This is a genomic window from Paenibacillus sp. PL2-23 (assembly GCF_040834005.1).
Lineage (GTDB): Bacteria > Bacillota > Bacilli > Paenibacillales > Paenibacillaceae > Pristimantibacillus.
The window spans coordinates 1280202-1306928 of the sequence record NZ_CP162129.1 but is presented as its reverse complement, the minus strand read 5'-3'; the positions used below and the strand labels follow the sequence as shown (position 1 = coordinate 1306928).

General features: G+C 54.2%; 21 protein-coding genes, 15 tRNA genes and 1 rRNA gene. 7 read left to right on the top strand and 30 right to left on the bottom strand.

The window, feature by feature from the left end:
- Positions 1 to 31: 31 nt before the first annotated feature.
- Both AB1S56_RS05635 and AB1S56_RS05630 read left to right on the top strand, forming a co-directional pair.
- Positions 32 to 1099, top strand: coding sequence for an LCP family protein (locus AB1S56_RS05635; RefSeq protein ID WP_340872379.1), 1068 nt, complete (start codon positions 32 to 34; stop codon positions 1097 to 1099).
- Between the two features lie 92 nt (positions 1100 to 1191).
- Positions 1192 to 2499: a glutamate-1-semialdehyde 2,1-aminomutase gene (locus AB1S56_RS05630; RefSeq protein ID WP_340872378.1), complete on the top strand. Its 1308-nt coding sequence runs from the start codon at positions 1192 to 1194 to the stop codon at positions 2497 to 2499.
- Positions 2500 to 2575: 76 nt separating this feature from the next.
- Here the strand turns inward: AB1S56_RS05630 and AB1S56_RS05625 are convergent, their stop codons facing one another.
- From AB1S56_RS05625 to AB1S56_RS05600, 6 genes are all read right to left on the bottom strand, one after another.
- Complete coding sequence (locus tag AB1S56_RS05625; protein WP_340872375.1) at positions 2576 to 3748, bottom strand: PQQ-dependent sugar dehydrogenase; 1173 nt, start codon at positions 3746 to 3748, stop codon at positions 2576 to 2578.
- Entirely contained in the window at positions 3748 to 4605 is an 858-nt protein-coding gene (locus AB1S56_RS05620) for an inositol monophosphatase family protein (RefSeq protein WP_340872374.1), read from the bottom strand. Before AB1S56_RS05620 ends, AB1S56_RS05625 begins: the two co-directional genes overlap by 1 nt.
- A gap of 238 nt (positions 4606 to 4843) precedes the next feature.
- The gene (uvsE, locus tag AB1S56_RS05615) at positions 4844 to 5866 is read right to left on the bottom strand and encodes a UV DNA damage repair endonuclease UvsE (protein ID WP_340872372.1); all 1023 of its coding nucleotides are present in this window, start codon (positions 5864 to 5866) and stop codon (positions 4844 to 4846) included.
- Between the two features lie 3 nt (positions 5867 to 5869).
- A complete protein-coding gene (locus AB1S56_RS05610; RefSeq protein ID WP_340872423.1) occupies positions 5870 to 6187 on the bottom strand; it encodes a hypothetical protein in 318 nt (105 codons plus the stop codon).
- Positions 6188 to 6298: 111 nt separating this feature from the next.
- The gene (locus AB1S56_RS05605) at positions 6299 to 7471 is read right to left on the bottom strand and encodes a D-alanine--D-alanine ligase (RefSeq protein ID WP_340872370.1); all 1173 of its coding nucleotides are present in this window, start codon (positions 7469 to 7471) and stop codon (positions 6299 to 6301) included.
- Positions 7472 to 7521: 50 nt separating this feature from the next.
- On the bottom strand, positions 7522 to 8742 hold the full coding sequence (locus tag AB1S56_RS05600) for an amidase domain-containing protein (RefSeq protein ID WP_340872368.1): 1221 nt from the start codon (positions 8740 to 8742) through the stop codon (positions 7522 to 7524).
- A gap of 233 nt (positions 8743 to 8975) precedes the next feature.
- Between AB1S56_RS05600 and acnA the strand changes: the two genes are divergently transcribed.
- Positions 8976 to 11687 carry an aconitate hydratase AcnA gene (gene acnA / locus AB1S56_RS05595; RefSeq protein ID WP_340872366.1) on the top strand — a complete coding sequence of 904 codons (2712 nt, stop codon included), beginning with the start codon at positions 8976 to 8978 and terminating at the stop codon, positions 11685 to 11687.
- Positions 11688 to 11785: 98 nt separating this feature from the next.
- Here acnA and AB1S56_RS05590 read toward each other — a convergent pair whose 3' ends face one another.
- Positions 11786 to 12529, bottom strand: coding sequence for an IclR family transcriptional regulator (locus AB1S56_RS05590; RefSeq protein ID WP_340872364.1), 744 nt, complete (start codon positions 12527 to 12529; stop codon positions 11786 to 11788).
- Between the two features lie 238 nt (positions 12530 to 12767).
- Here AB1S56_RS05590 and AB1S56_RS05585 point away from each other — a divergent pair, with 238 nt between their 5' ends.
- On the top strand, positions 12768 to 13811 hold the full coding sequence (locus AB1S56_RS05585; protein ID WP_340872362.1) for an alpha/beta hydrolase: 1044 nt from the start codon (positions 12768 to 12770) through the stop codon (positions 13809 to 13811).
- Positions 13812 to 13881: 70 nt separating this feature from the next.
- Here the strand turns inward: AB1S56_RS05585 and folE are convergent, their stop codons facing one another.
- From folE to AB1S56_RS05550, 7 genes are all read right to left on the bottom strand, one after another.
- Entirely contained in the window at positions 13882 to 14475 is a 594-nt protein-coding gene (folE, locus tag AB1S56_RS05580; RefSeq protein WP_340872359.1) for a GTP cyclohydrolase I FolE, read from the bottom strand.
- Between the two features lie 36 nt (positions 14476 to 14511).
- Positions 14512 to 14733: a YneF family protein gene (locus AB1S56_RS05575; protein WP_340872357.1), complete on the bottom strand. Its 222-nt coding sequence runs from the start codon at positions 14731 to 14733 to the stop codon at positions 14512 to 14514.
- Positions 14734 to 14922: 189 nt separating this feature from the next.
- Complete coding sequence (queG, locus tag AB1S56_RS05570; RefSeq protein WP_340872356.1) at positions 14923 to 16062, bottom strand: tRNA epoxyqueuosine(34) reductase QueG; 1140 nt, start codon at positions 16060 to 16062, stop codon at positions 14923 to 14925.
- Between the two features lie 2 nt (positions 16063 to 16064).
- Positions 16065 to 16499, bottom strand: coding sequence for a ribonuclease HI (gene rnhA, locus AB1S56_RS05565; protein ID WP_340872353.1), 435 nt, complete (start codon positions 16497 to 16499; stop codon positions 16065 to 16067).
- Between the two features lie 26 nt (positions 16500 to 16525).
- The gene (lepB, locus tag AB1S56_RS05560; protein WP_340872351.1) at positions 16526 to 17044 is read right to left on the bottom strand and encodes a signal peptidase I; all 519 of its coding nucleotides are present in this window, start codon (positions 17042 to 17044) and stop codon (positions 16526 to 16528) included.
- A complete protein-coding gene (locus AB1S56_RS05555) occupies positions 17041 to 17598 on the bottom strand; it encodes a DUF402 domain-containing protein (protein WP_340872349.1) in 558 nt (185 codons plus the stop codon). The genes lepB and AB1S56_RS05555 overlap by 4 nt, the downstream gene beginning before the upstream one ends.
- Positions 17599 to 17713: 115 nt before the next feature.
- On the bottom strand, positions 17714 to 18136 hold the full coding sequence (locus AB1S56_RS05550; RefSeq protein ID WP_340872347.1) for a GNAT family N-acetyltransferase: 423 nt from the start codon (positions 18134 to 18136) through the stop codon (positions 17714 to 17716).
- 745 nt (positions 18137 to 18881) lie between these two features.
- Here AB1S56_RS05550 and AB1S56_RS05545 point away from each other — a divergent pair.
- The 3 genes from AB1S56_RS05545 (at position 18882) to AB1S56_RS05535 (ending at position 21539) form a co-directional block, all read left to right on the top strand.
- Positions 18882 to 19493 (top strand): superoxide dismutase, encoded by a 612-nt coding sequence (locus AB1S56_RS05545; RefSeq protein ID WP_340872344.1) that lies wholly within the window; start codon positions 18882 to 18884, stop codon positions 19491 to 19493.
- 145 nt (positions 19494 to 19638) lie between these two features.
- The gene (locus tag AB1S56_RS05540) at positions 19639 to 20553 is read left to right on the top strand and encodes a permease (RefSeq protein WP_340872342.1); all 915 of its coding nucleotides are present in this window, start codon (positions 19639 to 19641) and stop codon (positions 20551 to 20553) included.
- Complete coding sequence (locus AB1S56_RS05535) at positions 20550 to 21539, top strand: TIGR03943 family protein (protein WP_340872340.1); 990 nt, start codon at positions 20550 to 20552, stop codon at positions 21537 to 21539. The genes AB1S56_RS05540 and AB1S56_RS05535 overlap by 4 nt, the downstream gene beginning before the upstream one ends.
- A gap of 432 nt (positions 21540 to 21971) precedes the next feature.
- On the opposite strand, the gene AB1S56_RS05530 is transcribed toward AB1S56_RS05535, so the two are convergent.
- The 16 genes from AB1S56_RS05530 to AB1S56_RS05455 form a co-directional block, all read right to left on the bottom strand.
- Positions 21972 to 22045, bottom strand: a tRNA-Pro gene (locus tag AB1S56_RS05530).
- Between the two features lie 6 nt (positions 22046 to 22051).
- Positions 22052 to 22128 (bottom strand) — tRNA-Arg (locus AB1S56_RS05525).
- Positions 22129 to 22139: 11 nt separating this feature from the next.
- Positions 22140 to 22214 (bottom strand) — tRNA-Gly (locus AB1S56_RS05520).
- A gap of 6 nt (positions 22215 to 22220) precedes the next feature.
- Positions 22221 to 22307, bottom strand: a tRNA-Leu gene (locus tag AB1S56_RS05515).
- A 13-nt stretch (positions 22308 to 22320) separates the two neighbouring features.
- Positions 22321 to 22406: transfer RNA gene (locus AB1S56_RS05510), tRNA-Leu, on the bottom strand.
- 9 nt (positions 22407 to 22415) lie between these two features.
- Positions 22416 to 22491: transfer RNA gene (locus AB1S56_RS05505), tRNA-Lys, on the bottom strand.
- A gap of 12 nt (positions 22492 to 22503) precedes the next feature.
- Positions 22504 to 22578, bottom strand: a tRNA-Gln gene (locus AB1S56_RS05500).
- A gap of 9 nt (positions 22579 to 22587) precedes the next feature.
- Positions 22588 to 22660, bottom strand: a tRNA-His gene (locus AB1S56_RS05495).
- A 4-nt stretch (positions 22661 to 22664) separates the two neighbouring features.
- Positions 22665 to 22740, bottom strand: a tRNA-Thr gene (locus AB1S56_RS05490).
- Positions 22741 to 22759: 19 nt separating this feature from the next.
- Positions 22760 to 22836 (bottom strand) — tRNA-Asp (locus AB1S56_RS05485).
- A 14-nt stretch (positions 22837 to 22850) separates the two neighbouring features.
- Positions 22851 to 22927 (bottom strand) — tRNA-Met (locus AB1S56_RS05480).
- 12 nt (positions 22928 to 22939) lie between these two features.
- A tRNA-Val gene (locus AB1S56_RS05475) sits at positions 22940 to 23015 on the bottom strand.
- A gap of 4 nt (positions 23016 to 23019) precedes the next feature.
- Positions 23020 to 23094: transfer RNA gene (locus tag AB1S56_RS05470), tRNA-Glu, on the bottom strand.
- 4 nt (positions 23095 to 23098) lie between these two features.
- Positions 23099 to 23189: transfer RNA gene (locus AB1S56_RS05465), tRNA-Ser, on the bottom strand.
- A 3-nt stretch (positions 23190 to 23192) separates the two neighbouring features.
- Positions 23193 to 23268: transfer RNA gene (locus AB1S56_RS05460), tRNA-Asn, on the bottom strand.
- A gap of 163 nt (positions 23269 to 23431) precedes the next feature.
- Positions 23432 to 26474, bottom strand: a 23S ribosomal RNA gene (locus tag AB1S56_RS05455).
- Positions 26475 to 26727 lie beyond the last annotated feature (253 nt).

Sequence of the window (26727 nt, the reverse complement as noted above, 5' to 3'; positions counted from 1 at the left end):
ACCGTCTATTATTGAAAGGAGACCTCGCGAGATGCGATCACGGTCAAAACAAACCAAATCACCCAAATGGAAATGGATAGTCATTAGCTTATCCATATTGCTTGCTTTAGTTATTGCGGCGGTCGGCGTCTGGGGCGCCGGCGTGCTTGGAGAGCTGGATGGCATGCAGAAATCGCCGGAGAACTCGATATTCAAGGATATAGAGCCCGAGAAAACGGTCGAGGTGCCGAAGTGGGAAGGCAAGGAGCGCGTCAACATTATGCTGCTTGGCGGCGACGCGCGCGACGCCCAGGAGGGCGAGATCGCTCGTTCCGACTCCATTCTGGTCGCTTCCTTCGATCCTGTCACGAAGAAGGCTCATCTGTTCTCCGTTCTCCGCGACACCTATGCGGATATCGAGGGCTACGGCCAGGCAAGAGTGAACTCCGCTATTACGATCGGCGGACCTTCTCTGGCGATGAAGACGGTCGGCGATATGCTGGGTCTGGAAATCCAGTATTACGTCTATACCGATTTTGAAGGCTTCAAGGCATTGATCGACAAGCTCGGCGGCATCTGGTTCGACGTCGAGAAGGACATGTATTATACGGATAATGCGGATCAGAACCGATATGATATCGACCTGCAGAAGGGGTACCAGCTGCTGGACGGAGACAAGGCGCTTCAATACGTCAGATTCCGCCATGATGCCATGAGCGACTTCACACGAACAGAGCGGCAGCGCAACTTCCTGAAGGCCGTCGCGGACGAGCTTCAGAAGACATGGAACCTGATTCAGATGAAGCAAATATTAGAAAGCGTGTCGCCTTATATCGAAACGAATCTAAGCGTAACCGATATGCTGAAGCTGGGCCAGCTCGGCTTGGAGAGCCATGTCGGCGCCACTGCCCAAATTCCGCCAATGGAGCTCGTAAGCGAGGATCATATCGGAGGCGCCTCTGTAATCGGCATTCGGGATGACGATGCGCTGCTCGGCTACGTGCAGGAAGTGTTATCGAAGGATGAGACAATTCCGGAGCCCAGCCCGTCGCCGTCGCCTGACGCCAGCGGAGGCGGCACGTCAGGAAGCACAGGAAGCGCGGGAAACGGCAAGCTATAGACAGACACCCCATAGCTGCATCGATGAGATAGAGCACCTCGCGTGCTCTATTTCTCTTCTACCTATCCACGAAAGGATTGATAATATTGACTATGAATCAACGACCAACCTCTGAAGCGCTCTACCAGGACGCACTTCAGCATATCGTAGGCGGCGTCAACAGCCCCTCCCGCTCCTTCAAGGCAGTCGGCGGCGGCGCTCCCGTCTTCATGAAGCGCGCAGAGGGCGCTTATTTCTGGGATGTCGACGACAATCGCTATATCGACTATTTGGCCGCGTACGGGCCCATTATAACGGGACATGCCCATCCCCATATTACGGAGGCGATCGTACGCGCGGCAACGAATGGCACGCTCTACGGCACGCCAACCGAGTTGGAGATTACCTTGGCGCGAATGCTGAAGCAAGCCATTCCTTCTATGGACAAGGTGCGCTTCGTCAACTCCGGCACGGAGGCCGTCATGACGACGATCCGTGTCGCAAGAGCCTATACCAAGCGCAACAAAATCATTAAGTTCGCAGGCTGCTATCACGGCCACTCCGATCTTGTGCTCGTCGCGGCGGGCTCCGGCCCCTCCACGCTCGGCATTCCCGACAGCGCGGGCATCCCGACCAGCATCGCCCATGAGGTCATCACGGTTCCGTTCAACGACCTCCCCGCTCTGGAGCAGGCGCTTCAGCGCTGGGGCAGCGATACGGCGGCGGTTATGGTGGAGCCCATCGTCGGCAATTTCGGCATGGTCATGCCGCATGACGGCTATCTCGAAGGGCTGTGCAAGCTGACGCGGGAGGCCGGCGCGCTTGTAATCTATGATGAGGTCATCAGCGCCTTCCGCTTCCATTACGGCTCGGCGCAGACGTTCTCCGCCTTCCCCGACCATTCCGCTATTGAGCCCGATCTGACCGCCCTGGGCAAAATAATCGGAGGCGGCTTGCCCATCGGCGCCTACGGCGGACGCCGCGACATCATGGAGCAGGTCGCTCCGCTTGGACCCGCTTATCAGGCCGGTACAATGGCGGGCAATCCGGCCTCCATCTCCGCGGGCATCGCTTGCCTGGAGGTGCTTCAGCAGCCCGGCATTTACGATCGGATGGACGCCTTGGCCGCCAAGCTGGCGGATGGACTCAGGAGCGCAGCCGCGGACAATGGCATTCCGCTCACGGTCAACCGCATTCGCGGCTCCTTCTCCACCCACTTCTGCGATCACCCCGTCACGCATTATGACGAGGCACAGGATACGGACGGCGAACGCTTCGGCAAGTTTTTCCGTCTGATGCTGGATCAGGGCATTAATCTTGCGCCCTCCAAATACGAGGCCTGGTTCCTGACAACGGCTCACACGGAGTCCGACATCGACGCCACGATCGAAGCAGCGCGCCAAGCGATGGCGGCCCTATAGCCCCGGCGCGCTCTCACTGCACGGCAACAAGGGATCTGATGACCGACGCGCGGCATTCAGATCCCTTGTTGTTCCTTCAGGACGGATATGGAATGGCAATCAGCCTGTCATCATCGCTTGTCGGCTGGCCTCTCCCGTCTGTATTGTTCGTAATGAAATAGAGTCGCCCGTCCACGAGCTGGATGTCTCGCACGCGCCCCTCGCCTTGACGGAGCACCTCCATCTTCCCCGTCTCCGGAGTATAGCGATAGATCGCTTCTCCTCGGAGCGCGGCAATAAGGAGTCTGCCTTGCTCGTCGATTATCGTGCCGGAGGGTGCGATGGCTTCTTCCCCGGTGTGATAAAGCGGCGTCACCATGCCCTCCTGGGCCGCGTCCCCGATAATGGACGGCCAGCCGTAGTTGAGGCCCGGCTCGATCCGGTTCACCTCATCATGTCCGCCGGGATTGCCAGATGGCCCATGCTCGGTGCTGTACATCTCGCCTGAGCTCGTCCAGGCTAATCCTTGCGGGTTGCGATGGCCGTATGAATAGACATAGGAGTCCTTGATGGGATTATCTGCGGGGATATCGCCGTTTGGCGTCATCCGCAATATTTTGCCGGCGAGACTGCTCTTGTCCTGCGACAGCGCCCGCTCCTCCGCATCTCCCGTCGTAGCGTACAGCATGCCGTCTGGGCCAAATGCCAGGCGGCCTCCGTTATGATAGGTATCACCCGGTATATCCTCCAATATCGCCCTCTGCTCCGCCCATTCCGCACCTTCCTTGCGAAGCAGGACAATTCGATTAGCCGTTCTGCCCCGCTGCTCATACGTATGATACGCGTAAGCAAGACCGGATTCTGCAAAGTCCGGAGCCAGCAGCAGACCGAGCAGGCCGCCTTCTCCTTTGTGCAGAACCGATTCCGTCAGGCGCACGGATTCGCGGGTTGTCCGCCCGTCCTGGACCTTGACGATCGCCCCTTCCCGCTCCGTCATGTACACGGTATCCCCAGCGATCGCGATCGACCAAGGAATACGAAGCTCGGCGGCGATGACCTCATAAGGCTTAGTCGACGGCGAGACCGTCTCACTAGGGCCAGGAGTCGACGCATTGCCGTTGCCGGCGCTGGCTCCGGCGCTTGGCGACGGCGAAACAGCCGCTGGAGGCGACTCTGCCCTGCCTGTGTCGCCAGTGCCGCCGCTTGCGCATGCGGAAGCAAGGAGAGAAAGCACCAAGGTCGCTGTCAACAGCAGCCTCGCGCGCCTCATCAGCCCTGAGCTCCCGCATGCTCCAGCGCTTGAAGCAGCTCCTTGTGCAGATGGCCGTTGCTGGCCGCGACATTCCGAACGGAAAGCGAATACGGCTCCCCTCGGGTATCCGTCACGACGCCGCCCGATTCCTGGATGAGCAGCGCTCCAGCCGCAAGGTCCCAGCTATTCAGGCTGATTTCCCAGAAGCCGCTTAATCTGCCTGCAGCCACATACGCCATATGCAGCGCCGCAGAGCCGGCAATTCGCAGATTGCGCACCTGCGGCGCGATGGCTGTGACGCCCTTCAAATTCATAGGCAGCGCCTCACGATGATCCGCAGGGAAGCCCGTCGCGATCAAGCTTTCTCTCAGCGTCGCGTCATTGGAGACGCTCATTCGTTTGCCGCGCACGTAAGCGCCCTTCCCCTTCTCCGCCACAAACAATTCGTCCCGCACGGGATCGTACACAACGCCTACGATCACCTCTCCTCGGTAAGCGAGTGCGATGGATACGCAGAAGAATGGAAAGCTGTGCACAAAGTTCGTTGTGCCGTCGATGGGGTCAACGATCCATAGATATTCCGATTCCTTGGCTTCCTCCAGCGCTTGCGCAGAAGCCTCTGGCCCTGGCTCTACTCCCTCTTCGCCAAGAAACCCATGCGTCGGAAAGTGTGTCCCTATCAAATTGCGAATGAGCCTCTCCGAGCCCTTGTCTACCTCCGTAACCAGGTCATGGGCTGAATGCTTAAGCTCCAGGCTGCTGTAATTGCCCAGCTTCGTCGTTATCCATTCCCCCGCCTTGGCGGCGCAGTTGATCGCGACTGCGGTGAAGCTCTTGCTCCCAATAATAGAAGCGTTATGGTTCCCCTCGTTCACGTTCTCACACCCCTTATGTATTTGAATGATAGATAATTATCATGCCAGTTCAAAATCGTTCATAACGGTCAGCATTGCTCACAACTATTTGTTATACGTCTGATTGATTGGTTTCGTTTCGCCAATATTGTGGAATGCAAGTAAACATCGGAATCGCCCTCGTAAACGGTTTCAAGCCTGTCCAAGGCTCCATGCGACAGCACAAGGCGGGAAGGAACGCTCCCCCCGCCTTATACGCTTAATAAGGCACAACTTCAACACGGCCTCCGTTGATCATCTTGACGCCTTCGCCTTTGGCTTCGAGCTCCTTCATATCCTCCATAAGCTGCAGCAGCGCCGAATCCTTGTGCTTGGCTTCCAGCATGCAGTCCACGTAGTCGGCATGCTTGGCTGCCCCTCGGAGGAAATGGAGAAGCGGCTCCGCAGCAACGTTGTCCGCATGTCCTCTAGGATCAGTTAAGCTCTTCGGACTGGAGGCGTGAATTTTGGGCGGAAGCTGAGAGGCGTCCAGCAAGCCCAGACGCTCCCTTTCCTTCTGCCACGTAGCGATGATTCGAGGCCACAAGCCGTTCATAAGCTCGTCCTCCTCCGTATCGCCGGGATTCACTGCGTGGTGATGAATATCCAGCACCATAGGCACCCCTACCGCTTCAGCAGCGGCAAGCGTTTCCTTCACATTAAACGTTTTGTCGTCGTTCTCCAGCGTCACGCGATGCTTGAGCCTGTCCGGCAGAGAGCTGAACTGCTCGATGAAGCGTTGGCCGGACACTTCCTTATCGCCATACGCCCCGCCCATATGAATATTGTTTTTGCTGGTCTCGTCCAGTCCCATCAGCTCCAGCATCCGAACATGATGCTCCAGATCCTGGCGTGACTTCTCCAGCACCTCCGGCCTCGGCGTGCTGAACACGCAGAAGTGATCGGGATGGAACGAGGCGCGTATACTCTGCCGTTTAACGAAATCTCCAGCCTCCCGGAATGGCTCCGTCAGTCGTTCATAAGGAATCCAGTCTATAAGCGCCTCATGGGTAGCCAGCGGGATAAGCTTGGAGGAGAATCGGTACATCTGGATATCATGAGCCTTGGCATGCTTCAGAATGCGCAGAGAGCTGGTTACGTTCTCTTCCGCAATCCGCTCCAGCTTGCGTATGGCCGCCTCGCGGTCATCCAGCTTGGAGAAGGTCGCGTACGTCATCGTGCGGGACGGTGACGCGTTCTCCAGCAGCAGACTCATCGCGACGAAGCCGAATCTGACAATCATCCCTTATGATCTCTCCCCAAAAAACATTTCGTGAGCCAGCGCAGTCTGCACCTTCGACTCCTCAGCCGTCAGCTTCCTGACCAGCTCCATCTCGACCTGCGTCACTTCTTCGCCTTGGAAGTTGATCTCCGCAATGGATGCCGAGATGCGCACAATCGCAATGGCTTGGTTATTCGGCGTATACGCGATGACCTTCTGGCCTGTAGGATAGACGCGGAAGCCGCTCTTTACCATTTTGCCCTTGCCGTATTCCAACAATTCATACAGCTCCTGCTCCGATTTGAACTTGCATACCGAGTTGAATTCCGTCTGAAATCCCATATTCATATCCATCCCTTCACGAGCTAATCAGCTAATAGGATAAGCCGCGCAGAGCGTCCTTCAGAAGGAGGCGCCGCGCGGCACATTGCTTGATGGTTGGAGCTGATCCCGCTATTGCGCGGAATCTCCCGTATAGTCGATGCGCTGCTTGTCTTTATGCCTGTCGATAGCCAGACGAATCAACGTGTCCAGCAGCTCCTTGTATGGAACGCCGGTCTCCCGCCAGAGCAGCGGATACATGCTGAACGGCGTGAAGCCGGGCAGCGTATTCACTTCGTTAATCATAATATGCTGATCCTGCTTGCGCAGGAAGAAATCAACGCGCGACAGACCGGAGCCGTCAATCGCCTGGAATGCCCGTACCGCCATCTCCCGGACGGCTGTCGAGATCTCCTCCGGAATATCCGCCGGAATAATCATCGTTGATTTACCGTCGATGTATTTTGCCTTATAGTCGTAAAATTCATTAGACGGAGCAATTTCCCCCACGATAGAAGCTTTAGGCTCGTCGTTGCCGAGCACCGCCACCTCAATTTCCCGCGCGTCAATAAACTCCTCTACTATGACCTTGCGGTCGAAGCGGAGGGCATAATTGACAGCCGCGATCAGCTCCTCGCGGTTCTTCGCCTTGGATACGCCCACGCTGGAGCCCAGATTCGCAGGTTTAATGAAGCACGGATAACCCAGCGATACCTCGCACTCCATAATGAAGAAGGAGGCGTCCTTCTCCCACTGCGTGCGATTGAAGTAGCGGAATACGCATTGCGGAAGCCCCTCCTGCGCGAATACCTTCTTCATCATAATCTTGTCCATGCCTACAGCGGAAGCAAGTACGCCGGCCCCCACATAAGGAACATTCGCAAGCTCGAACAGACCTTGGATCGTTCCGTCCTCGCCGAATGTGCCGTGCAGCAGCGGGAACATGACGTCAATCGCCTCTTCATTCGGTTGCTCTGCAGGCACAGCCGCCACACCGCTGACCTTGGCCTGCTTGGCTGGAGCACCCCCGGCCGCAGCCGCGTCAAGGGCGCTGAACAGCGGCGACAGCGACAGCGAGGACGAGCCCTGCTCCCCGCTTCCCAGACGGAGCGATTCGACGTTATCGGGCGGAGCCAGCAGCAGCTCCCCGCTCCTCCACTCGCCTTGCTTCGTAATATAGAATGGCTTGATTTCGTAAGCGCTGTAATCGAATTCGCGCATAACAGCGAACGCGGTCTGCAGCGATACTTCATGCTCGCCGGATTTGCCGCCGTATACAAGCCCTACTCTCACTTTGCTCCCCATAATGATCCTCCGGAATAATTAATAATGTCATATTTCATTTGAACAACCTCTTATAGCGTATCGGGTATATGAAAAAAACGATAGCGTGTACCCTTCGTCCAGGCGTACGAATCCCGGTAATCCCAATAACGGTGCCTGCTCGGAACCGTATTGGCGTTCACAAGCGGCATGCCGGCCGAATCGAAGGCGGTGACGATCGTGCTGTGCTGGAAGCGCCCGTCGCCGTTCCAGTCATATGTAATGACGTCGCCGAGCTGGAGCTCCTCAGGAGCTTGCTTCTCGATAGCATGCAGACCCGCTTTGCGCGCGACGGCCAAATATTGTGTCAAGGCATGGGAAACAGCCCAGCTGTAGCTCCACCATTCCTGGCCGCTCGATCTTCCCTTGTACCACCAGCCGCTGCCCCTTTTACCAGTATAGTTCATAGGAGCACCGCCTGCAAAGATGCATTGGGATACGTAGTTCGTGCAATTGACCTCGAACAGCTCATATGCCGGATTGCCTTCATTCCACCACCGGTCGGCATAGGCCGCTGCCAAATCTCTCCTGTATCGAATGCCGGTTAACCGGTTTTGGAGCTGGGGCATTAGGTCATAATTTAAGTAGGGCAAAGACGGCATCACATACACCTCGTCCCGTGACACCTGCTCCGGCTCCGAAGCGAGCTGGTGCGCTGCCGCGCCGAAGCGGGGCCTGCGCTCCGAGATGATGGGCTCGACCTGCACCACGTCCCAGCGGGAGCCTGAGGCGGCAAGCCACAGTCGTTCAAGCTCGCAGCGCTCTTCCATATAATAGAGCCCGCCTTGCTCCATTCTTCTTTTAATATGCAGCCTGATCAAGACGATGACTTCGCTTGCGGATTCGTTCACCCGGACAAGCTCTGCCTTCGTTTCGCTGCCAGCGGGAAGCGCGCCTCTGTACAAGTCGCGGTCCCGGATGCGCTCCAGTCGAACGCTCAGCCTGTCGCCATGCACGCGATCGGACAGAAAATCCGCCAGCACGCGGGAATGCTGATCGGTCTCGGCTTGATTATACAGCCTGACATAGGCTTGAACGGCAGTCCTCCAGCTTGCGCCTTGGACCGCAGTTGCTGGAGCCGCCGAGTTCGAGGATTGAATGAGCGAGCTGATCTGGGGCTGCTGCCTCTGGCTTGAAGCGTTATGTTGAATTCGGGCTTTCGCGGGTGAAGCTGTCTTCGCAACCGGCCTTGCTTTCTTATCGCCGCGTCCCGTCCGTCCGCCTGCAAACGAGCGTTTGCCTGATTTGGACATCTCGTTCCCTCCCGCTCCGAAAAAGGATAATGTTGCGTGGCGTTCCATGGCCACAACGGCCTGCTTCATTATATGGGCTGACGGCGCTCATCATGTCATCTTTCTCGCAATACGGTTAGAATTGGACTTTACGGAATGCCCTTATTAAAGCTATACTAGAGGTATAGGATTTTGAAATTGTGTTTCACCTAATGAAACATCAAAATGTCCAATTCAAGAAGAGGAGATTAGCGATGTCAAAACAAAATGAGTATTCCGTTCGCACAACGCTGGAATCGGGCGGCAAGTCTTACGCTTACTACCGTCTCGGCGGACTTGAAGAGCAAGGTATTGGCGAGATTTCCAAGCTGCCTTTCTCCATTAAAGTATTGCTTGAGGCTGCTGTACGCCAGTTCGACGGCCGCGGCATTACAGGCGACCATGTCAAGCAGCTGGCTAACTGGGCCAACGGCCGCGAGGACAAGGAAATTCCATTTATCCCTGCGCGTATCGTGCTTCAAGACTTTACAGGCGTTCCGGTTGTCGTTGACCTGGCAGCTATGCGCGACACTGTGAAGAAAGCAGGCGGAGATCCGAAGAAAATCAACCCGCTCGTTCCGGTTGACCTTGTTATCGACCACTCCGTTATGGTTGACGCATTCGGCAGCCCTGAAGCACTTGAATACAACACCAAGGTTGAGTTTGAGCGCAACGAGGAGCGCTACCGCTTCCTGCGCTGGGCGCAAACGGCGTTCGACAACTTCCGTGCCGTTCCTCCGGGAACAGGTATCGTTCACCAGGTGAACCTGGAGTATCTGGCATCCGTTGCCGCTACGAAGACAACTGACGGCGAGACGGTTGTATATCCGGACTCCCTTGTGGGCACTGACTCCCACACCACGATGATCAACGGTCTTGGCGTTGTGGGCTGGGGCGTTGGCGGTATCGAGGCTGAAGCAGGCATGCTGGGCCAGCCGCTGTACTTCGTTATGCCTGAGGTTATCGGCTTCAAGCTGACGGGCAGCCTGGCTGAAGGCTCCACGGCAACTGACCTGGCGCTGACCGTTACTCAAATCCTTCGTAAGAAAGGCGTTGTAGGCAAGTTCGTCGAGTTCTTCGGCCCTGGCCTGTCCAACATCAGCCTGGCTGACCGCGCAACGGTTGCCAATATGGCTCCAGAATATGGCGCAACAATCGGCTTCTTCCCTGTCGACAGCGAAACGCTTGACTTCATGCGTCAAACTGGCCGTACAGAGGAGCAAATTCAGCTGGTTGAAGCCTACTACAAAGCGCAGGATATGTTCCGCTACGACAATACGCCAGACCCTGTCTTCACTGACGTTATCGAGCTGGACCTGTCCACAATCGTGCCATCCCTGGCCGGTCCGAAGCGTCCGCAGGACCGCGTTGAGCTGACAGCGATGAAGGAATCGTTCAACAACATTATCCGCACGCCGATCGACAAGGGCGGATACGGTCTGAGCGAGGAGAAAATCGAGCAGGTTGTTCCGGTTCAACATGCAGATGGCGTTCAATCCAAGATGGGTACAGGCGCGGTTGTTATTGCCGCTATCACTTCCTGTACGAACACGTCCAACCCAAGCGTTATGCTCGGCGCTGGCCTTGTAGCCAAAAAAGCGGTAGAGCGCGGCTTGACTAAGCCGGCTTACGTGAAGAGCTCCCTGACGCCAGGCTCCCTGGTTGTTACGGAATATTTGAAAAAAGCAAATCTTCTGGAATCCCTTGAGGCGCTTGGCTTCCACGTGGCTGGCTACGGCTGCGCGACTTGCATCGGCAACTCCGGTCCGCTTCCGGATGAGGTCAGCAAAGCAATCGCCGACAACGATATGACGGTAGCTGCCGTATTGTCCGGCAACCGTAACTTCGAGGGACGCGTTCACGCTCAGGTTAAAGCGAACTACCTGGCTTCTCCGCCGCTTGTTGTCGCTTATGCGCTTGCGGGAACCGTGAATATCGATCTGGCTCATGATCCAATCGGCCATGATCAAGACGGACAGCCTGTCTACCTCAAGGACATCTGGCCGACGAACGCTGAGATCAAGGAAGCTGTCGCTCAATCGCTTAACCCTGAGATGTTCAACGCCAAATACGAAAATGTATTTACGCAGAACGAGCGTTGGAACGCAATCGACGTACCGGAAGGCGAAAGCTACGAGTGGGATGCGAAGTCCACTTACATTCAGAATCCTCCGTTCTTCGAGAGCCTGGGCTCCGATGTCAGCGACATCGCTGATATTCCATCGGCAAGCGTGCTTGCGCTTATGGGCGATTCCGTAACTACGGACCATATCTCCCCTGCAGGCAACATCACGGTGAACAGCCCTGGCGGCCAATACCTGATCGAGAATGGCGTAGAGCGCAAGGACTTCAACTCGTACGGCTCCCGTCGCGGCAACCACGAGGTCATGATGCGCGGCACGTTCGCGAACATCCGTATCCGTAACCAAGTGGCTCCAGGCACGGAAGGCGGCGTAACCACTTACCTGCCAACAGGCGAAGTGATGTCCATCTATGACGCTTCCATGAAATATCAAGCCGAAGGCAAAAACCTGGTTGTTATCGCAGGCAAAGAATACGGCACAGGAAGCTCCCGTGACTGGGCAGCCAAAGGCACTTACCTGCTGGGCGTAAAAGCCGTAATCGCGGAAAGCTTCGAGCGGATTCACCGCTCCAACCTTGTCGGCATGGGCGTGCTTCCGCTTCAGTTCCAGGAAGGCCACGGCTGGAATACGCTTGGCATTACAGGAACAGAAACGTTCGACATCTCCGGTCTCTCGAACGAGGTTCAACCGGGCCAGACTGTTGTCGTGAAGGCGACTCGCACAGACGGCACAACATTCGAATTCCCGGCTATCGTCCGTCTGGACTCCCTCGTGGACGTGGACTACTACCGTAATGGCGGTATCCTGCAGACGGTGCTTCGCCAGATGATCGCTAACATGTAATTCAACGTTTCATTCCGAGAATTCTACAAGAAACCCTTCCTCCTCCCGATTCGGGAGGAGGAAGGGTTCTTTTTGGCGTTTATCAAAGCCCATTATCATTACCTGATCATCGTGCCCATTCTGCGCGCCGCTTCAATCATGACCGGCGCGTAATCGCGCATGGTTTGGGGCTTCAAGCGACTGGCGGGACCAGAGACGGACAAGGCGGCGCCGAGCTTACCGTTCCTGTCGAAGATAGGAGCAGACAAAGCGGCCGCGCCCTCCTCCCTCTCCTCGAAGCTGGTGGCGTAGCCTTGAGCCTGCACCTCCAGCAGCTGCTGCCGATACTGCTCCAGATCGACTGTTTGCGGCCAAGCTATCGACTGAAGCAAGCTTTCCTGCATTGACGGCTCCTCATACGCGATGAGCACCTTGCTGGAGGCTCCGGCATACAACGGCAGCCTTACACCCACCGGCGCAACTCTGCGCACGGGCTGATTGCTTTGAACCGCCTGCAAACGAATCCGTTCCGCGCCATCCCGCACATAGATGCTGACCGTCTCGCCAAGCTGATCGCGCAGACGCACCAGCTCCGGAAGCCAGATTGTCGCCTGATCATCCGTCCGCGACAGATTGGCGGACAGCTCCCACACCTTCAGCCCGAGATGATAGCGGTCCGTGGAACGGTCTCTTTCAATAAAGCCCTTCTCTTCAAGCGTCGCCAGCATACGATGAACCGTGCTTTTATGCAGACCAACATGCTCCGCGATCTCTGTCATTGCCCAATCGGTTTTGGTTGTGAAGCATAACAATATATCCAGCGCCCGATCAACAGCGCGAACCGTCGATTTCCCCTCATCCATCGCATAACTCCTCCCATTGCCTATACTCTTCTATTATAGAACAAGTTTCATCAAATGAAACCTTTTTTCGTTTTAATTGAAATTAATTCTCAAACACTTCTCTAATATTACAGAACGATTACAAGGCGCTAACAATCGGGCGACATGAATTGACAGGCTGCTAGGTCCCTACTACCATTAAAGAGATAACGATTAGAGAGCGCTTCCATTAAATATGGGGCTTAGGAGGGATATAGGGATGAGCGACATCATAACAACAACGATTTCACTTGAGGCATTAGCCCCTCATCCAGCCCGGCACGCCTCGCCGCCTGTCGCGCATAATCGCAAGAGAAAGAAACGCAACAAGCATGTGTTCATCGCATTGGTCGCTTCTATGGCCGCGATGTGCTTAATTGCCATTATCCTCTTTCATGGCTACGTCGCTTGGCTCCTGGCTTATCCTTACGTCGCGCCGCTCTCCTCGAATCCCGAGGAAGCCATAGGCGTCGCTTATGAGGATGTCGTATTCGCAAGCCACAGCGGTGAGACGACTGTCAGCGGCTGGTACGTGCCCGCTTCTGCTAACGACGCCAACGATGCTGCAAGAACGGTCGTATTCTCCCATGGCTATGGCGCGAATCGGGAAGAAGCCTGGGTGCCTATGTATGAGCTGACCAAGCTGCTGCACAGCTTGCAATACAATGTTCTGCTATTCGATTACGGCTACGCGTCCAAGCAATATAAGGCACCTGCGACTGGAGGCCGCGAGGAATCTCAGCAGCTCCTTGCCGCCATTGACTATGCCAAGTCGCGAGGGGCGGAGGACATTGTTGTATGGGGCTTCTCGATGGGCGCAGGAACAGCGCTTCAGACCGCCCTTCAGACTGATGAGATTGACGCCATGATTCTGGACAGCTTGTTCGTCCCAAGCTCTGAGGCGCTGTTCGACAATCTCAATCAGTTCGTGCCGCTGCCGAAGTTTCCATCGCTCCCGTTGATTGAGACCATGATTCCGCTCTGGACCGGCACGGACTTCGGCTCAATCCCGGCCGAAGAAGTCATTGCGAACGCCTATGATATGCCGATGTATATTATTCACGGAACTCAGGACGCCAAAGCGCCTTATGGAGTCGCGGAGGCCATTGCCAATAATCAGCGCCATTCGTTGACCCGCTCCTGGATCGTGGATAACGGACAGCATGAGCTGCTGTTCCGTATGCATCCTCGGGAGTATATTCAGCGGACGGCACTGTTTCTCAGCCAGGTCGACGGAGAGAACGGGGCGAAAGCCGAAGCTTAGACAAATAGAGCATGGCGACATCCCGCTTGCCTACAGGGATGCCGCCATGCTCTATTCTTATACCTATTCTTTATTGCTTCAGTAACGCCAGAAACTCCGAGCGCAGCGCTGCGCTCGTACGGAATTCACCACGAACCGCCGACGTCACCGTCTTGCTTCCCGGCTTCTTCACGCCTCTTGCGCACATGCATAGATGCTCGCCTTCCACGACCACCATTACGCCGTGCGGCGCCAGCTCCTCGTCCAATATGTCCGCAATTTGCGATGTAATGCGCTCCTGCACCTGCAGACGGCGCGTTACGGCCTCTACGAGGCGCGCAAGCTTGCTTAGTCCAGCAATCTTACCGCTTGGAATGTAGCCAATATGCGCTTTACCGAAGAAAGGCGCCATATGATGCTCGCATTGGCTGTAATAGACGATATCCCGCACGATGACAAGCTCCTCATGCTGCTCGTCGAACGTCACGCCCAGCACATCCTTGGCATCCACCTCGTAGCCGGCGAATATTTCCTCGTACATGCGTGTAACACGGGCTGGCGTATCCAGCAGACCTTCACGCTCGACGTCTTCACCAATCAGCTTCAATATTTCTTTCACGTGGTATTCGATCTGCTCGCGGTTGGTCGATACCTTTGTGTTGACGTAATCCTTTAAGCCCGCCATCCGTACCCGCTCCTTCCGAACCTTCCCCAGGTGCTGTTACTTGCGAGGAAATTTTTGGTTTTTCATCATGTTTTGCGCGCGTGTCATCTGCTGCTTGTTCAGATTATATCCCATTTGTTTCGCCATCTTCTGAATCATCTCGGGATCGTTCTGCATCTTCTCAAGCTGCTTGCGCAGATAGAACACGCCTGCTGCAAATCCGCCGATCGCTCCAACGATTAGCGTCACAATCGGAATTACGATATGATACCATTCCATCTATGTCACCTGTTCCTCTCAATATTGTAATGGTAGTTCAATACGATCTTAGCACCCTGCACTATAGCATGTCCACATTTGTTACGCAATGCAAGCGGAGCATTTCCTCCCCCGCGTCATCAAGTCGCTTGGCAAGACGGCAGGCCAGGATGTACATCCTCCTCCCGGCCGCTCTGCCGGCAGCTCACGCTATGACTCAAGCATGCTCAAAGCCGCTATGACAGCCTCCAGCGCCTCTTCATCCTGCTCGCTCGCCTGGGCCTCCCGCAAAGCCTGCTCGGCCTCCTCGCCGCCGATTCGGCCCAGCGACCATGCAGCGGTGCCGCGAAGCACAGGACGCGGGTCCTTCTTGAGTACGCCGATCAAATCCGGCACAGCCGACTTGTCCTTGAAATTGCCCAGAGCGATAACGGCATTGCGCTGTATCGGCTTTTTGCCCCGCCACGCCGATGAGGTCTGGCCGTACCGCTCCTGGAACTCCCGGTTGCCGATCGTGAGCAGCGGAATTAGAAGCGGCTTGGCCAGCTCGTTATCGGGCTGCAGCTCGGCATGCTGCGTCCAGTTTTTGCCCCGATTGACCGGACATACAATTTGGCACGTATCGCACCCATATAAGCGATTGCCGATCTTGCGCATATTCTCATCCGATACCATGCCTTTGGTTTGCGTAATAAATGAAATACACTTCTTGGCGTCCAGCTCTCCAGGGCCAACAAGCGCGTCTGTTGGACATGCGTCTATACATTTGGTACAAGTGCCGCAGCCTTCAGTAACCGGCTCGTCCGGCGGCAGCGGAAGGTTGGTAATCATCTCCCCCAGATAGATCCAGGAGCCCAGCTCATGGGACATGATCATAGTGTTTTTGGCGCTCCATCCAATGCCAGCCCGCTCCGCGACGGCGCGATCCGATAAGGCTCCCGTATCCACCATGCTTTCCACTCGGGCCTCGGGCACTCGCTCAAGCAGCCACTCCTCCAGACGCCCTAATCGGTTCCGAAGCACCTTGTGGTAATCCTCGCCCCACGCGGACCTCGACATGATCCCGCGGCGCTCACCGGGCTCCGACTTCGGAGGATCCGCCAGCTTGGAGGGATAAGCAACCGCAATAGCGATTATGCTTTTGGGTTTGTCGAACAGCAGAGAAGGGTCTGTCCGCTTGTCCAAATCCGGTTCCTCGAAGCCGGATTCCCTGCCCAGCTCCCGATGGCGGAGCAATCTATCCTTCAGCAGCGTGAATGGATCAGCGGAAGCAACGCCAATCGCGTCAATGCCGAGCTCCCGGGCTGAACGCTTCAGCTCCTGCTTCAGCTCTTCCCAACGATCGCTCATCTCTACAGCCTTTTGATCGCTTCGCGGGCCAGCTCGTCGCAGCGATTGTTCCATTCATTGTCGCTATGGCCTTTGACCTTCACATATTCAACTGAATGCTGCTTCATCAATTCCCATAGCCGTTTCCATAAATCCTGATTTTCGACAGGGTCCTTCTTGCTGTTCTTCCACCCGTTCCGCAGCCAGCCGTGAATCCATCCCTTCTGGAAGCAATTCACGACGTATGCGGAGTCGCTGTATACTTTGACCTCGCACGGCTCCTTCAGCAGGCTAAGGCCCTCGATTACGGCTTGGATCTCCATCCGATTGTTGGTCGTGGCCTTCTCTCCGCCAGAAATTTCCTTCCGCCGCTCGCCATAGAACAGCACCGCGCCCCAGCCGCCAGGTCCGGGGTTCCCGGAGCACGCTCCGTCCGTGTAGATCATCACTTGCTTCATATTATCCACCTCCAAATGTCGAATGGCTATAATGGACCCGCAGACCGGATCGGCCATACGATCCAGTCCACTCTGCCCTTAATGTGATCCAGGGGCACAGGACCGATGGCCCTGCTGTCCAAGCTTGCGTTAAGTCCCCGGTTATCGCCAAGTACGAAATAACTGCCCGCCTCCACAACAATCGGTCCGTAGCTCGTCTCGCCGCTCCATTCGCCCGTATAAGGCTCGTCTATCTTCTGGCCGTTGCGATACAGCCTGCCTCCGGCAAGCTCAATACGATCGCCAGGCTCCCCTGCTACGCGTTTCACCCAATACCCGTTATCGTCGCCTGCCAATACCACAATATCCCCGTTACGGGGACGATCCAGCCCGTATATTGCCTTGTTGACCACGACCCAGTCGTTCTCCCGTAGAGCTGGCTCCATCGAATGCCCATGTATGGGCGACACCGTGAACACCCAATAGTGCACAAGCAGAACGAGCGCAATCGCTGCTGCCGCTGTCCTGAACCAGCCTCTCAGGAATGGGGTTGGCTGCTCCTTCACTCCGGTTCTCCGCCAGTATGCTCCAGCCAGCCTTCATAGTAAGCGTATGCCGCTTCATCGGAGAAAGGGCTGGACTTATGCTCGATTCGTCCAAGCAAAGCGTTTAACCCCTCATACACTTTGTCCTGAACGGTATGGGGATAATGATACAGCCTCTTATGCTGCTCGTATTCATCCTGGTCTACGATATACCGGCTGCCGTCAGTCGTTCGAATCACGTCCAGATCGTAATCGATATACGTAAGCACCCCGCCCTGGAGGTACGGTGGCGAAGCAATATTACAGTAATATCTTACGCCATTCGGCTCCAGCAGCGAAACCACGTTAAACCATTGCCCCGGGATAAAATAAGAAACAGCCGGCACACGGCTGATCCATTGCTTGCCATCGGACTCTTGAATAGGTGTTTGCCGGTTGATGAGCACGATCATGGCTTCCTTCCTGTGCTCATCGAGCAGAAGCTCGTTCGGCACAAGCCAATTCTGCTGCCAAAGCCTATGAAGATGGCCGTTATGCTTGAAGCTCTTAATGATGCATTGCTCGTATGTTACCATGCTGCTCGTGCTCCTCAGATTCCTTATAGTAATAAGAAAAGCATATCTGAGCGCCAATTGCAACGGCGATCCAGATATGCCCGAACGAAAACACGAATTGCCTATAATATCTCTGTTACCCCGTTACGATACTCAGCTTCTGGAAGGAGCGGAAGAAGTCCGAAGAGGCGAAGCCCATGGCTTCGTACAGCGGAAGCACAGGCTCGTTATGCTCGTCCGCCGTAATCAGAATCTTCGACACATTCCTGTGCTCGAAGCGCTGGCGCAGTGCTGTTACAAGCGCTTTGCCTACGCCAATACGCTGATGCTGCGGAGATACTGCAATTCGATAATAATAGCCTTTGTTGTTATCGATCGTGCCGATAATCATTCCTACGATTTCTGATTGTTTGACGGCGACTAGAACGAGCTCGCTATCCCATGATAACTGTCTGGCAAATGCTTCCATGGTTTGCTCATAGCATTCCGTTGTCAGAACTTCCTCTAGCAGTTCCGTAAGCGGTTTGTAATCGGACAACTGGAAGGAACGTACGTTCATTCAATAAACACCTTCTACCATATCATAGTCTCGTACTCGTATATTATACGACGAAATATAGTGTAATCCTTCTTTTTTCTTTAAAATTCTTTAAAAAATTAGAAAAATCGCCGTTTTTCTAGTGAAAACGCTTTATTTTAAGCGCTTACAACATAATTTCTTTATATTTTTCGCTTGAATGAAAAAATGGCCTGACGGCGTCCTTGATTAAAACTTCCCTTTCGACATCGTCTCGACGACGCCAACCTTACCATTGAGGCTTCTAACGGACAAAAAAAACCTTTACACCCTTCTAATTGGTCGCCCGAAATTGTAACGGGCATTTTCGAACCTTAGAACGACACTTGAGGGAAAGTCGTTGCGTTTAGGACGGCTAAGCGTCCAGTTTGACCGTTACAGGCTGGAAAGAGTCAAATTCGAGCTCTAAGCGCATTTTTTGTCCGTTAGCGTCGTGGAGTCCGAAGCGCGACAAAAAGATATTCTATAATGTCTAGCGTAAACGGCTGCGCCGTCCCAGTATAGAGAAAACTTATATATGCTTATATTTTGAGAAAGCCGCTATTGAGACCTGTCAGGATTAGCGACCGCGTATTGTGGTTAAAAAAATGAAAGCGTGGCACAATAGGCTAGGCCCCTATCTTCGACTGGGGTAAAGGCGACTTTTTCAACAACAATGTTGATTTATTCGTTGCGATAAGGGATAATATCTATGATAAACCTACATAAATCTGGGAGGTAATGAATAATGGCTCATCAACTACCTGCATTGCCGTACGCTCACAACGCACTTGAACCACACATCGACGCACTGACGATGGAAATTCATCACGGCCGTCACCACAACGCTTATGTGACGAACCTGAATGCCGCTCTTGAATCCGCTCCAGAGCTTCAAAGCAAATCCATCGAGGAGCTGATCGGCGACCTCGCTAGCGTGCCTGAATCCATCCGCACAGCTGTCCGCAACAACGGCGGCGGCCATGCTAACCATAGCCTGTTCTGGGAAACAATCGGCCCTAACGGCGGCGGCGCTCCTACTGGCGCTCTTGCTGCAGCTATCGAAAGCGAGCTCGGCGGCTTCGAAGCATTCAAGGCAGAATTCGCCAAAGCTGGCGCAACTCGCTTCGGCAGCGGCTGGGCGTTCCTGGCTGTAGCTGGCGGCAAGCTCAAAGTATACAGCCTGCCTAACCAAGACAGCCCGATCATGGAAGGCGAGACGCCGATCCTGGGTCTGGACGTTTGGGAGCATGCTTATTATCTGAACTACCAGAACAAACGCCCTGACTACATCGCAGCGTTCTGGAACGTTGTGAACTGGGAAGAAGTCGGCAAGCGTTACGAAGCTGCCGTTAAGTAATTGAAGTGCATAAGCCTCCAGCCCATTGAGGGCTGGAGGCTTTTTTGTGTTTTGCCGGCATGAAGTTTTGAAGGGATATGTGCTATATTTAATAGGGTCAAGCAAGTGATGTATGCCCCATTTCCTCCAGGCAGGTGAACGCAAGATGAATACGTTCCTACAATTAAATACCATATTTCTTAGCATGCTGATGGAGGCCATTCCATTTGTGCTTGTCGGGGTTATCGTATCCGGCTTCATTCAATCCTTTATTACGGAGCAGTGGATCTCCCGCATCATGCCCAAAAACCGATTGCTCAGCTCCCTGTTCGGCTGCAGCGTCGGTCTCTTGTTCCCGTCCTGCGAATGCGGCATAGTGCCTATCACCAGAAGATTGCTGAAGAAGGGCGTGCCTCTTAACGCCGGCATCGCGTTTATGCTGACAGGCCCCATCGTCAACCCCATCGTCTTGTTCTCGACGTTCGTCGCATTCGGCAATGATTGGCGAGTTGTCGCCATCCGCGCAGGCATGGCTTTCGCAGTTGCGCTGATCGCGTCGGTCGCAGTCGCCTATTGGTTCCCGATTTTGCCGCTTCGAGACTACAGCCCCGCCCAACAGGCGGTTGCGGCTGCCTCGGAGACGCCTGCTCCAGCCCCTCCGGCCAAGCGGTTTTTTCCACGTATGGGATCGGTGCTGACGCATGCGGTGGACGAGTTTTTTTCGGTGGGCAAATATCTGGTTCTTGGCGCATTTATCGCGGCCAGCATGCAGACCTTTATACCAACGTCCTCCCTTCTTCAAATCGGCAACAATCCCGTTACGGCGTCACTGGTTATGATGGCGCTGGCCTTCACCATGTCGCTGTGCTCGGAAGCAGACGCCTTCATCGCATCATCGTTCCGCAGCACCTTCTCGCTGGGCTCCATCTCCGCGTTCCTCGTGTTCGGCCCGATGATTGACATTAAGAACACGCTGATGCTGCTCGGCACGTTCCGCACCAAATTTGTATTGGCGCTCATTGCCCTTGTGGCCGTTAGCACCTTTACCGCATCCTTGTTAGTCGGGAGGTTTGTCACATGATTCGATTTGCCATATTGGTCGGCTTTGCCCTTCTATTCGCTATTATTCATCAGGAAGGCCAGCTGAACAAATACATTAATACCAAATACGCCTATCTGTCCATAAGCGCGATCGTGTTGTTGCTGGTGCTGTGCGTTGTTGAGTTTGTCCGGGTGCAAATGGAGGAAAAGGCCAAAAAAAGGCTGGAGGATGCTAGTCTGCCGGCAGATACGGAGCCGTCCATTCCAGCCTCCGAGCACTCGGCTTCTGCCACCAGACAAGCAGCCCATGACAACTCTTGCTGCGCTCATCACGATCATGAACATCCCCATTCACACCATCATGATCATGAGGAAGACGTGTTTGGCCATTCTCATGAGCCAAAGTCCAGATGGAAGCGTGGCGTCGGTTATCTCATTCTGTTTGTGCCCATCGTTACAGGTATATTCCTGCCGGTGCAGACGCTGGATTCCAGCTTTGTCAAAGCCAAAGGCTTCTCCTTCCCAGCCGAGCTGGAGCAAATGTCGGACGGCATGCCTGGCGAGCATCAATTCCTGAAGCCGGACTCGAGCGTCTTCTATGGCCAGGAGGGCTACGATAAGCTCAAAAACAAGGAGCTCAAGGATTTTGTTGGATTAGACACCATCGCGCTGGATGACAGCAACTATATGAAGGGTATGGAGGTTATCTACAACTTCCCAGGCACATTTATGGGGAAAAATATCTCTTTTACCGGCTTTGCATACAAGGGAGAACAAGTCGAGGACAGCCATTACTTCGTATTCCGCTTTGGGTTTATTCATTGCGTTGCTGACTCCGGCATCTTCGGCATGCTCGTGGAGTTTCCCAAAGGGACAACGCTGAACAACGATGATTGGGTTCATGTGTCGGGGGTGCTGACCTCTCAGCTGTACCAGCCGTTCAAGCAGACCATACCCGTTCTTCGCGTCACCTCCTGGGAGGCCATCCCGGAGCCTGAGAATCCCTATGTATATCGGAATTATTGAGCGGGGTGGCTTGAGGTCTGAATGCTGTCATGTCATGCAGAATAAGGTTCTGGCTAGATTACATCATCTTTAATTTTTCTCCAGGATCAGTGTTCCGTTTAAGATGAGTTAACATCATTAATATTTTAGTTCCGGTGCGGTGCTCAGACGCCATATTGCTGCGAATATACATCATTTTAGACATCTTCATACTCAAATAGGGGAATTGCTGCGATAATACATCATTTTCAGCACATGCACCCTGCATACGACTACAATTGGGTAAATATCCTGCACATTTGCATCAATTCCACTTCCACCCCTCCTCATGGGGATGAATTGCTGCAGATTTGCAGGCTTCAACCGCCGCATGGGTGGTCAGTAAACTTTTCTCATAACAGAAACAAGCCCCTCTATCCATTGATGGATAAAAGGGCTTGTTTCATTCATGTATCGGGATGACACGATTTGAACATGCGACCCCCTGGTCCCAAACCAGGTGCTCTACCAAGCTGAGCTACATCCCGTAATAATGGCGCGGCCTAAGAGATTCGAACTCCTGACCTTTTGATTCGTAGTCAAACGCTCTATCCAGCTGAGCTAAGGCCGCAAACATAAAAATGGAGCGGAAGACGGGAATCGAACCCGCGACCCTCGCCTTGGCAAGGCGATGCTCTACCGCTGAGCCACTTCCGCTAATGATGGTGCGGTCAAGAGGACTCGAACCTCCACGTCATTGCTGACACTAGAACCTGAATCTAGCGCGTCTGCCAATTCCGCCATGACCGCATATGGAGTTGTATGGTGCGGTTGAGAGGACTCGAACCTCCACGAGCGTACGCCCACTACCCCCTCAAGATAGCGTGTCTGCCATTCCACCACAACCGCGTATGAAACTGGTGAGCCATGTAGGACTCGAACCTACGACACCCTGATTAAAAGTCAGGTGCTCTACCAACTGAGCTAATGGCTCTCGAAAAAAAAATGGCTGGGGATCTAGGATTCGAACCTAGGCGTGACGGAGTCAAAGTCCGTTGCCTTACCGCTTGGCTAATCCCCAACATTAGAGGGCGATCGATGGGACTTGAACCCACGAATGCCGGAGCCACAATCCGGTGCGTTAACCCCTTCGCCACGACCGCCATATGGTGCCGCCGAGAGGACTTGAACCCCCAACCTACTGATTACAAGTCAGTTGCTCTACCAGTTGAGCTACAGCGGCATATTGCTTGGTAAAAAAATGGCGGAGCTGACGGGATTCGAACCCGCGGTCTCCTGCGTGACAGGCAGGCATGTTAGGCCTCTACACCACAGCTCCACAAGAAAAAGTTTTGGTTGCGGGGGCAGGATTTGAACCTGCGGCCTTCGGGTTATGAGCCCGACGAGCTACCGAGCTGCTCCACCCCGCGTCGTTATATGAATGGTGGAGGATGACGGGATCGAACCGCCGACCCTCTGCTTGTAAGGCAGATGCTCTCCCAGCTGAGCTAATCCTCCATACTGGTGACCCGTAGGGGATTCGAACCCCTGTTACCTCCGTGAAAGGGAGGTGTCTTAACCCCTTGACCAACGGGCCTTACTGGCAGAGAGGAAGGGATTCGAACCCTCGATACGCGGTTAACGTATACACGATTTCCAATCGTGCTCCTTCGACCACTCGGACACCTCTCTGTATGGCTCCCCGAACAGGACTCGAACCTGTGACAACTCGATTAACAGTCGAGTGCTCTACCAACTGAGCTATCAGGGAATATCGCGTTTTTCGATGAACAGCTTCAAGAGTTGATTCAGAAAATACGCTACAATTCAAGAAATTACGTTTGAATAGCTCTCAAGGCTTTGCACTTTGAAAACTGGATACGAAAGTTTGCTGAAATGCTTTAGCTGTCATAAGCATATGCTTACGATGTGTTTAGGATAAGCCCTCGACCGATTAGTATTCGTCAGCTGCACACGTTGCCGTGCTTCCACCCCGAACCTATCAACCTCGTCGTCTTCAAGGGGTCTTACTAAATTGGGAAATCTCATCTTGAGGGGGGCTTCACGCTTAGATGCTTTCAGCGCTTATCCCGTCCGTACTTGGCTACCCAGCGGTGCTCCTGGCGGAACAACTGGTACACCAGCGGTACGTCCATCCCGGTCCTCTCGTACTAAGGACAGCTCCTCTCAAATTTCCTGCGCCCGCGACAGATAGGGACCGAACTGTCTCACGACGTTCTGAACCCAGCTCGCGTACCGCTTTAATGGGCGAACAGCCCAACCCTTGGGACCTACTTCAGCCCCAGGATGCGATGAGCCGACATCGAGGTGCCAAACCTCCCCGTCGATGTGGACTCTTGGGGGAGATAAGCCTGTTATCCCCAGGGTAGCTTTTATCCGTTGAGCGATGGCCCTTCCATGCGGTACCACCGGATCACTAAGCCCGACTTTCGTCCCTGCTCGACTTGTAGGTCTCGCAGTCAAGCTCCCTTATGCCTTTGCACTCTTCGAATGATTTCCAACCATTCTGAGGGAACCTTTGGGCGCCTCCGTTACATTTTAGGAGGCGACCGCCCCAGTCAAACTGCCCGCCTGACACGGTCCCTGTACCGGATTCACGGTACCAGGTTAGAACTCCGATACGATCAGGGTGGTATCCCAAGGACGCCTCCACCGAAGCTGGCGCTCCGGGCTCGATGGCTCCCACCTATCCTGTACAGATCGTACCAAAGTCCAATATCAAGCTGCAGTAAAGCTCCATGGGGTCTTTCCGTCTTGTCGCGGGTAACCTGCATCTTCACAGGTATTAAAATTTCACCGGATCTCTCGTTGAGACAGCGCCCAAGTCGTTACGCCATTCGTGCGGGTCAGAATTTACCTGACAAGGAATTTCGCTACCTTAGGACCGTTATAGTTACGGCCGCCGTTTACTGGGGCTTCGGTTCACAGCTTCGGGTTACCCCTAACCGCTCCCCTTAACCTTCCAGCACCGGGCAGGCGTCAGCCCGTATACTTCGCCTTACGGCTTCGCACAGACCTGTGTTTTTGCTAAACAGTCGCTTGGGCCTTTTCACTGCGGCCCCCTCGGGCTATTCACCCTACCGAGGCACCCCTTCTCCCGAAGTTACGGGGTCATTTTGCCGAGTTCCTTAACGAGAGTTCTTCCGCGCGCCTTAGCATGCTCTGCTCGCCTACCTGTGTCGGTTTGCGGTACGGGCACCTTGATCTCACTAGAGGCTTTTCTTGACAGCCGGAGTACATGACCTTCGCTACTGCAATTTTCGCTCCCCATCACAGCCCAGCCTTACAGTTGGCGGATTTGCCTACCAACTAGCCTCACTGCTTGGACGGACTATTCCATCAGTCCGCGTCACTGCCCTTCTGTGTCACCCCATCGCTCAAACGATTTTCGGTGGTACAGGAATATCAACCTGTTGTCCTTCCACTACGCCTTTCGGCCTCGCGTTAGGTCCCGACTTACCCTGAGTGGACGAGCCTTCCTCAGGAACCCTTAGGCTTTCGGCGGACAAGATTCTCACTTGTCTTTTCGTTACTCATACCGGCATTCTCACTTGAATGCTGTCCACCAGTCCTTACGGTCTGACTTCAACCTACATTCAACGCTCCCCTACCCAAGTCGCAGCCTTCACTTCAATCTGGTGTGGTTTAGCCTGGGGCATTTGGTCAGAATCTTGAACAACCTAAGCGGTTGATTCTGACTAATGTCCCGTCTCTAACCAGAACAAAGTGAAAGCTGCGACATGCCATAGCTTCGGTGGTGTGTTTAGCCCCGTTACATTTTCGGCGCAGAGTCACTCGACCAGTGAGCTATTACGCACTCTTTAAATGGTGGCTGCTTCTAAGCCAACATCCTGGTTGTCTGTGCAACTCCACATCCTTTCCCACTTAACACACACTTGGGGACCTTAGCTGATGATCTGGGCTGTTTCCCTCTTGACAATGGATCTTAGCACTCACTGTCTGACTCCCGGTAAGCATGTCTATGGCATTCGGAGTTTGACTAGACTTGGTAACCCTTGGCGGGCCCCGCACCCAATCAGTGCTCTACCTCCACGACACTCATCACCGAGGCTAGCCCTAAAGCTATTTCGGGGAGAACCAGCTATCTCCGAGTTCGATTGGAATTTCTCCGCTACCCCCACCTCATCCCCGAATTTTTCAACATTCGTGGGTTCGGGCCTCCAGTGCGTGTTACCGCACCTTCACCCTGGACAGGGGTAGATCACACGGTTTCGGGTCTACGACCACGTACTATGGCGCCCTATTCAGACTCGCTTTCGCTGCGGCTCCGGCTTTCCACCTTAACCTTGCACGTGATCGTAACTCGCCGGTTCATTCTACAAAAGGCACGCCATCACCCATTAATCGGGCTCTGACTTCTTGTAAGCGCACGGTTTCAGGTTCTTTTTCACTCCGCTCCCGCGGTGCTTTTCACCTTTCCCTCACGGTACTGCTTCACTATCGGTCACCAGGGAGTATTTAGCCTTGGCAGATGGTCCTGCCGGATTCCGACGGGGTTTCACGTGTCCCGCCGTACTCAGGATCCGTCTCGGAGGGTGCTGGCTTTTGGTTACAGGGCTTTTACCTCTTCTAGCGGGCCTTTCCAGACCTCTTCGCCTAACCAACACCTTTGTAACTCCATGTGAGACGTCCTACAACCCCAAGGAGCAAGCTCCTTGGTTTGGGCTAATCCGCGTTCGCTCGCCGCTACTGACGGAATCACTTTTGTTTTCTCTTCCTCGGGGTACTTAGATGTTTCAGTTCCCCCGGTATGCCTCTACCTGACCTATGTATTCAGTCAAGAGTAACTGGGCATTACCCCAGCTGGGTTTCCCCATTCGGAAATCCCCGGATCAAAGCCTGCTTACGGCTCCCCGAGGCGGTATCGTTGTTCGCCACGTCCTTCTTCGGCTCCTGGTGCCTAGGCATCCTCCGTGCGCTCTTATTAGCTTAACCTATCGTTCCGGTTGATTCGGCTTGCCCGCCGTTTTTACTTTGTTTCACCCCTCACACAGATGATGTGGTGGTTTAAACAAAATAAAAAGATGTCGGGACAATCTCGAACAACCTTCACTTTCGCAACGGCTTGGCTCGCTTTCGCAAAGCTTAGCTCGCTGCTAGTTTAATTTCAGCTAAAGGATGTTTCAGCAGAAGATTTGCATCTTCTTGTTACTTTCGTTATCCAGTTTTCAAGGTGCAATGCCGCACT

What these genes read in the sequence shown, in the direction of transcription:
- AB1S56_RS05635 (WP_340872379.1), top strand. Translation starts at nt 32, where the DNA reads ATGCGATCACGGTCAAAACAAACCAAATCACCCAAATGGAAATGGATA.
- AB1S56_RS05630 (WP_340872378.1), top strand. Translation starts at nt 1,192, where the DNA reads ATGAATCAACGACCAACCTCTGAAGCGCTCTACCAGGACGCACTTCAG.
- AB1S56_RS05625 (WP_340872375.1), bottom strand. Translation starts at nt 3,748, where the DNA reads ATGAGGCGCGCGAGGCTGCTGTTGACAGCGACCTTGGTGCTTTCTCTC.
- uvsE (WP_340872372.1), bottom strand. Translation starts at nt 5,866, where the DNA reads ATGATTGTCAGATTCGGCTTCGTCGCGATGAGTCTGCTGCTGGAGAAC.
- AB1S56_RS05610 (WP_340872423.1), bottom strand. Translation starts at nt 6,187, where the DNA reads ATGGGATTTCAGACGGAATTCAACTCGGTATGCAAGTTCAAATCGGAG.
- AB1S56_RS05605 (WP_340872370.1), bottom strand. Translation starts at nt 7,471, where the DNA reads ATGGGGAGCAAAGTGAGAGTAGGGCTTGTATACGGCGGCAAATCCGGC.
- AB1S56_RS05600 (WP_340872368.1), bottom strand. Translation starts at nt 8,742, where the DNA reads ATGTCCAAATCAGGCAAACGCTCGTTTGCAGGCGGACGGACGGGACGC.
- acnA (WP_340872366.1), top strand. Translation starts at nt 8,976, where the DNA reads ATGTCAAAACAAAATGAGTATTCCGTTCGCACAACGCTGGAATCGGGC.
- AB1S56_RS05590 (WP_340872364.1), bottom strand. Translation starts at nt 12,529, where the DNA reads ATGGATGAGGGGAAATCGACGGTTCGCGCTGTTGATCGGGCGCTGGAT.
- AB1S56_RS05585 (WP_340872362.1), top strand. Translation starts at nt 12,768, where the DNA reads ATGAGCGACATCATAACAACAACGATTTCACTTGAGGCATTAGCCCCT.
- folE (WP_340872359.1), bottom strand. Translation starts at nt 14,475, where the DNA reads ATGGCGGGCTTAAAGGATTACGTCAACACAAAGGTATCGACCAACCGC.
- AB1S56_RS05575 (WP_340872357.1), bottom strand. Translation starts at nt 14,733, where the DNA reads ATGGAATGGTATCATATCGTAATTCCGATTGTGACGCTAATCGTTGGA.
- queG (WP_340872356.1), bottom strand. Translation starts at nt 16,062, where the DNA reads ATGAGCGATCGTTGGGAAGAGCTGAAGCAGGAGCTGAAGCGTTCAGCC.
- rnhA (WP_340872353.1), bottom strand. Translation starts at nt 16,499, where the DNA reads ATGAAGCAAGTGATGATCTACACGGACGGAGCGTGCTCCGGGAACCCC.
- AB1S56_RS05555 (WP_340872349.1), bottom strand. Translation starts at nt 17,598, where the DNA reads ATGGTAACATACGAGCAATGCATCATTAAGAGCTTCAAGCATAACGGC.
- AB1S56_RS05550 (WP_340872347.1), bottom strand. Translation starts at nt 18,136, where the DNA reads ATGAACGTACGTTCCTTCCAGTTGTCCGATTACAAACCGCTTACGGAA.
- AB1S56_RS05545 (WP_340872344.1), top strand. Translation starts at nt 18,882, where the DNA reads ATGGCTCATCAACTACCTGCATTGCCGTACGCTCACAACGCACTTGAA.
- AB1S56_RS05540 (WP_340872342.1), top strand. Translation starts at nt 19,639, where the DNA reads ATGAATACGTTCCTACAATTAAATACCATATTTCTTAGCATGCTGATG.
- AB1S56_RS05535 (WP_340872340.1), top strand. Translation starts at nt 20,550, where the DNA reads ATGATTCGATTTGCCATATTGGTCGGCTTTGCCCTTCTATTCGCTATT.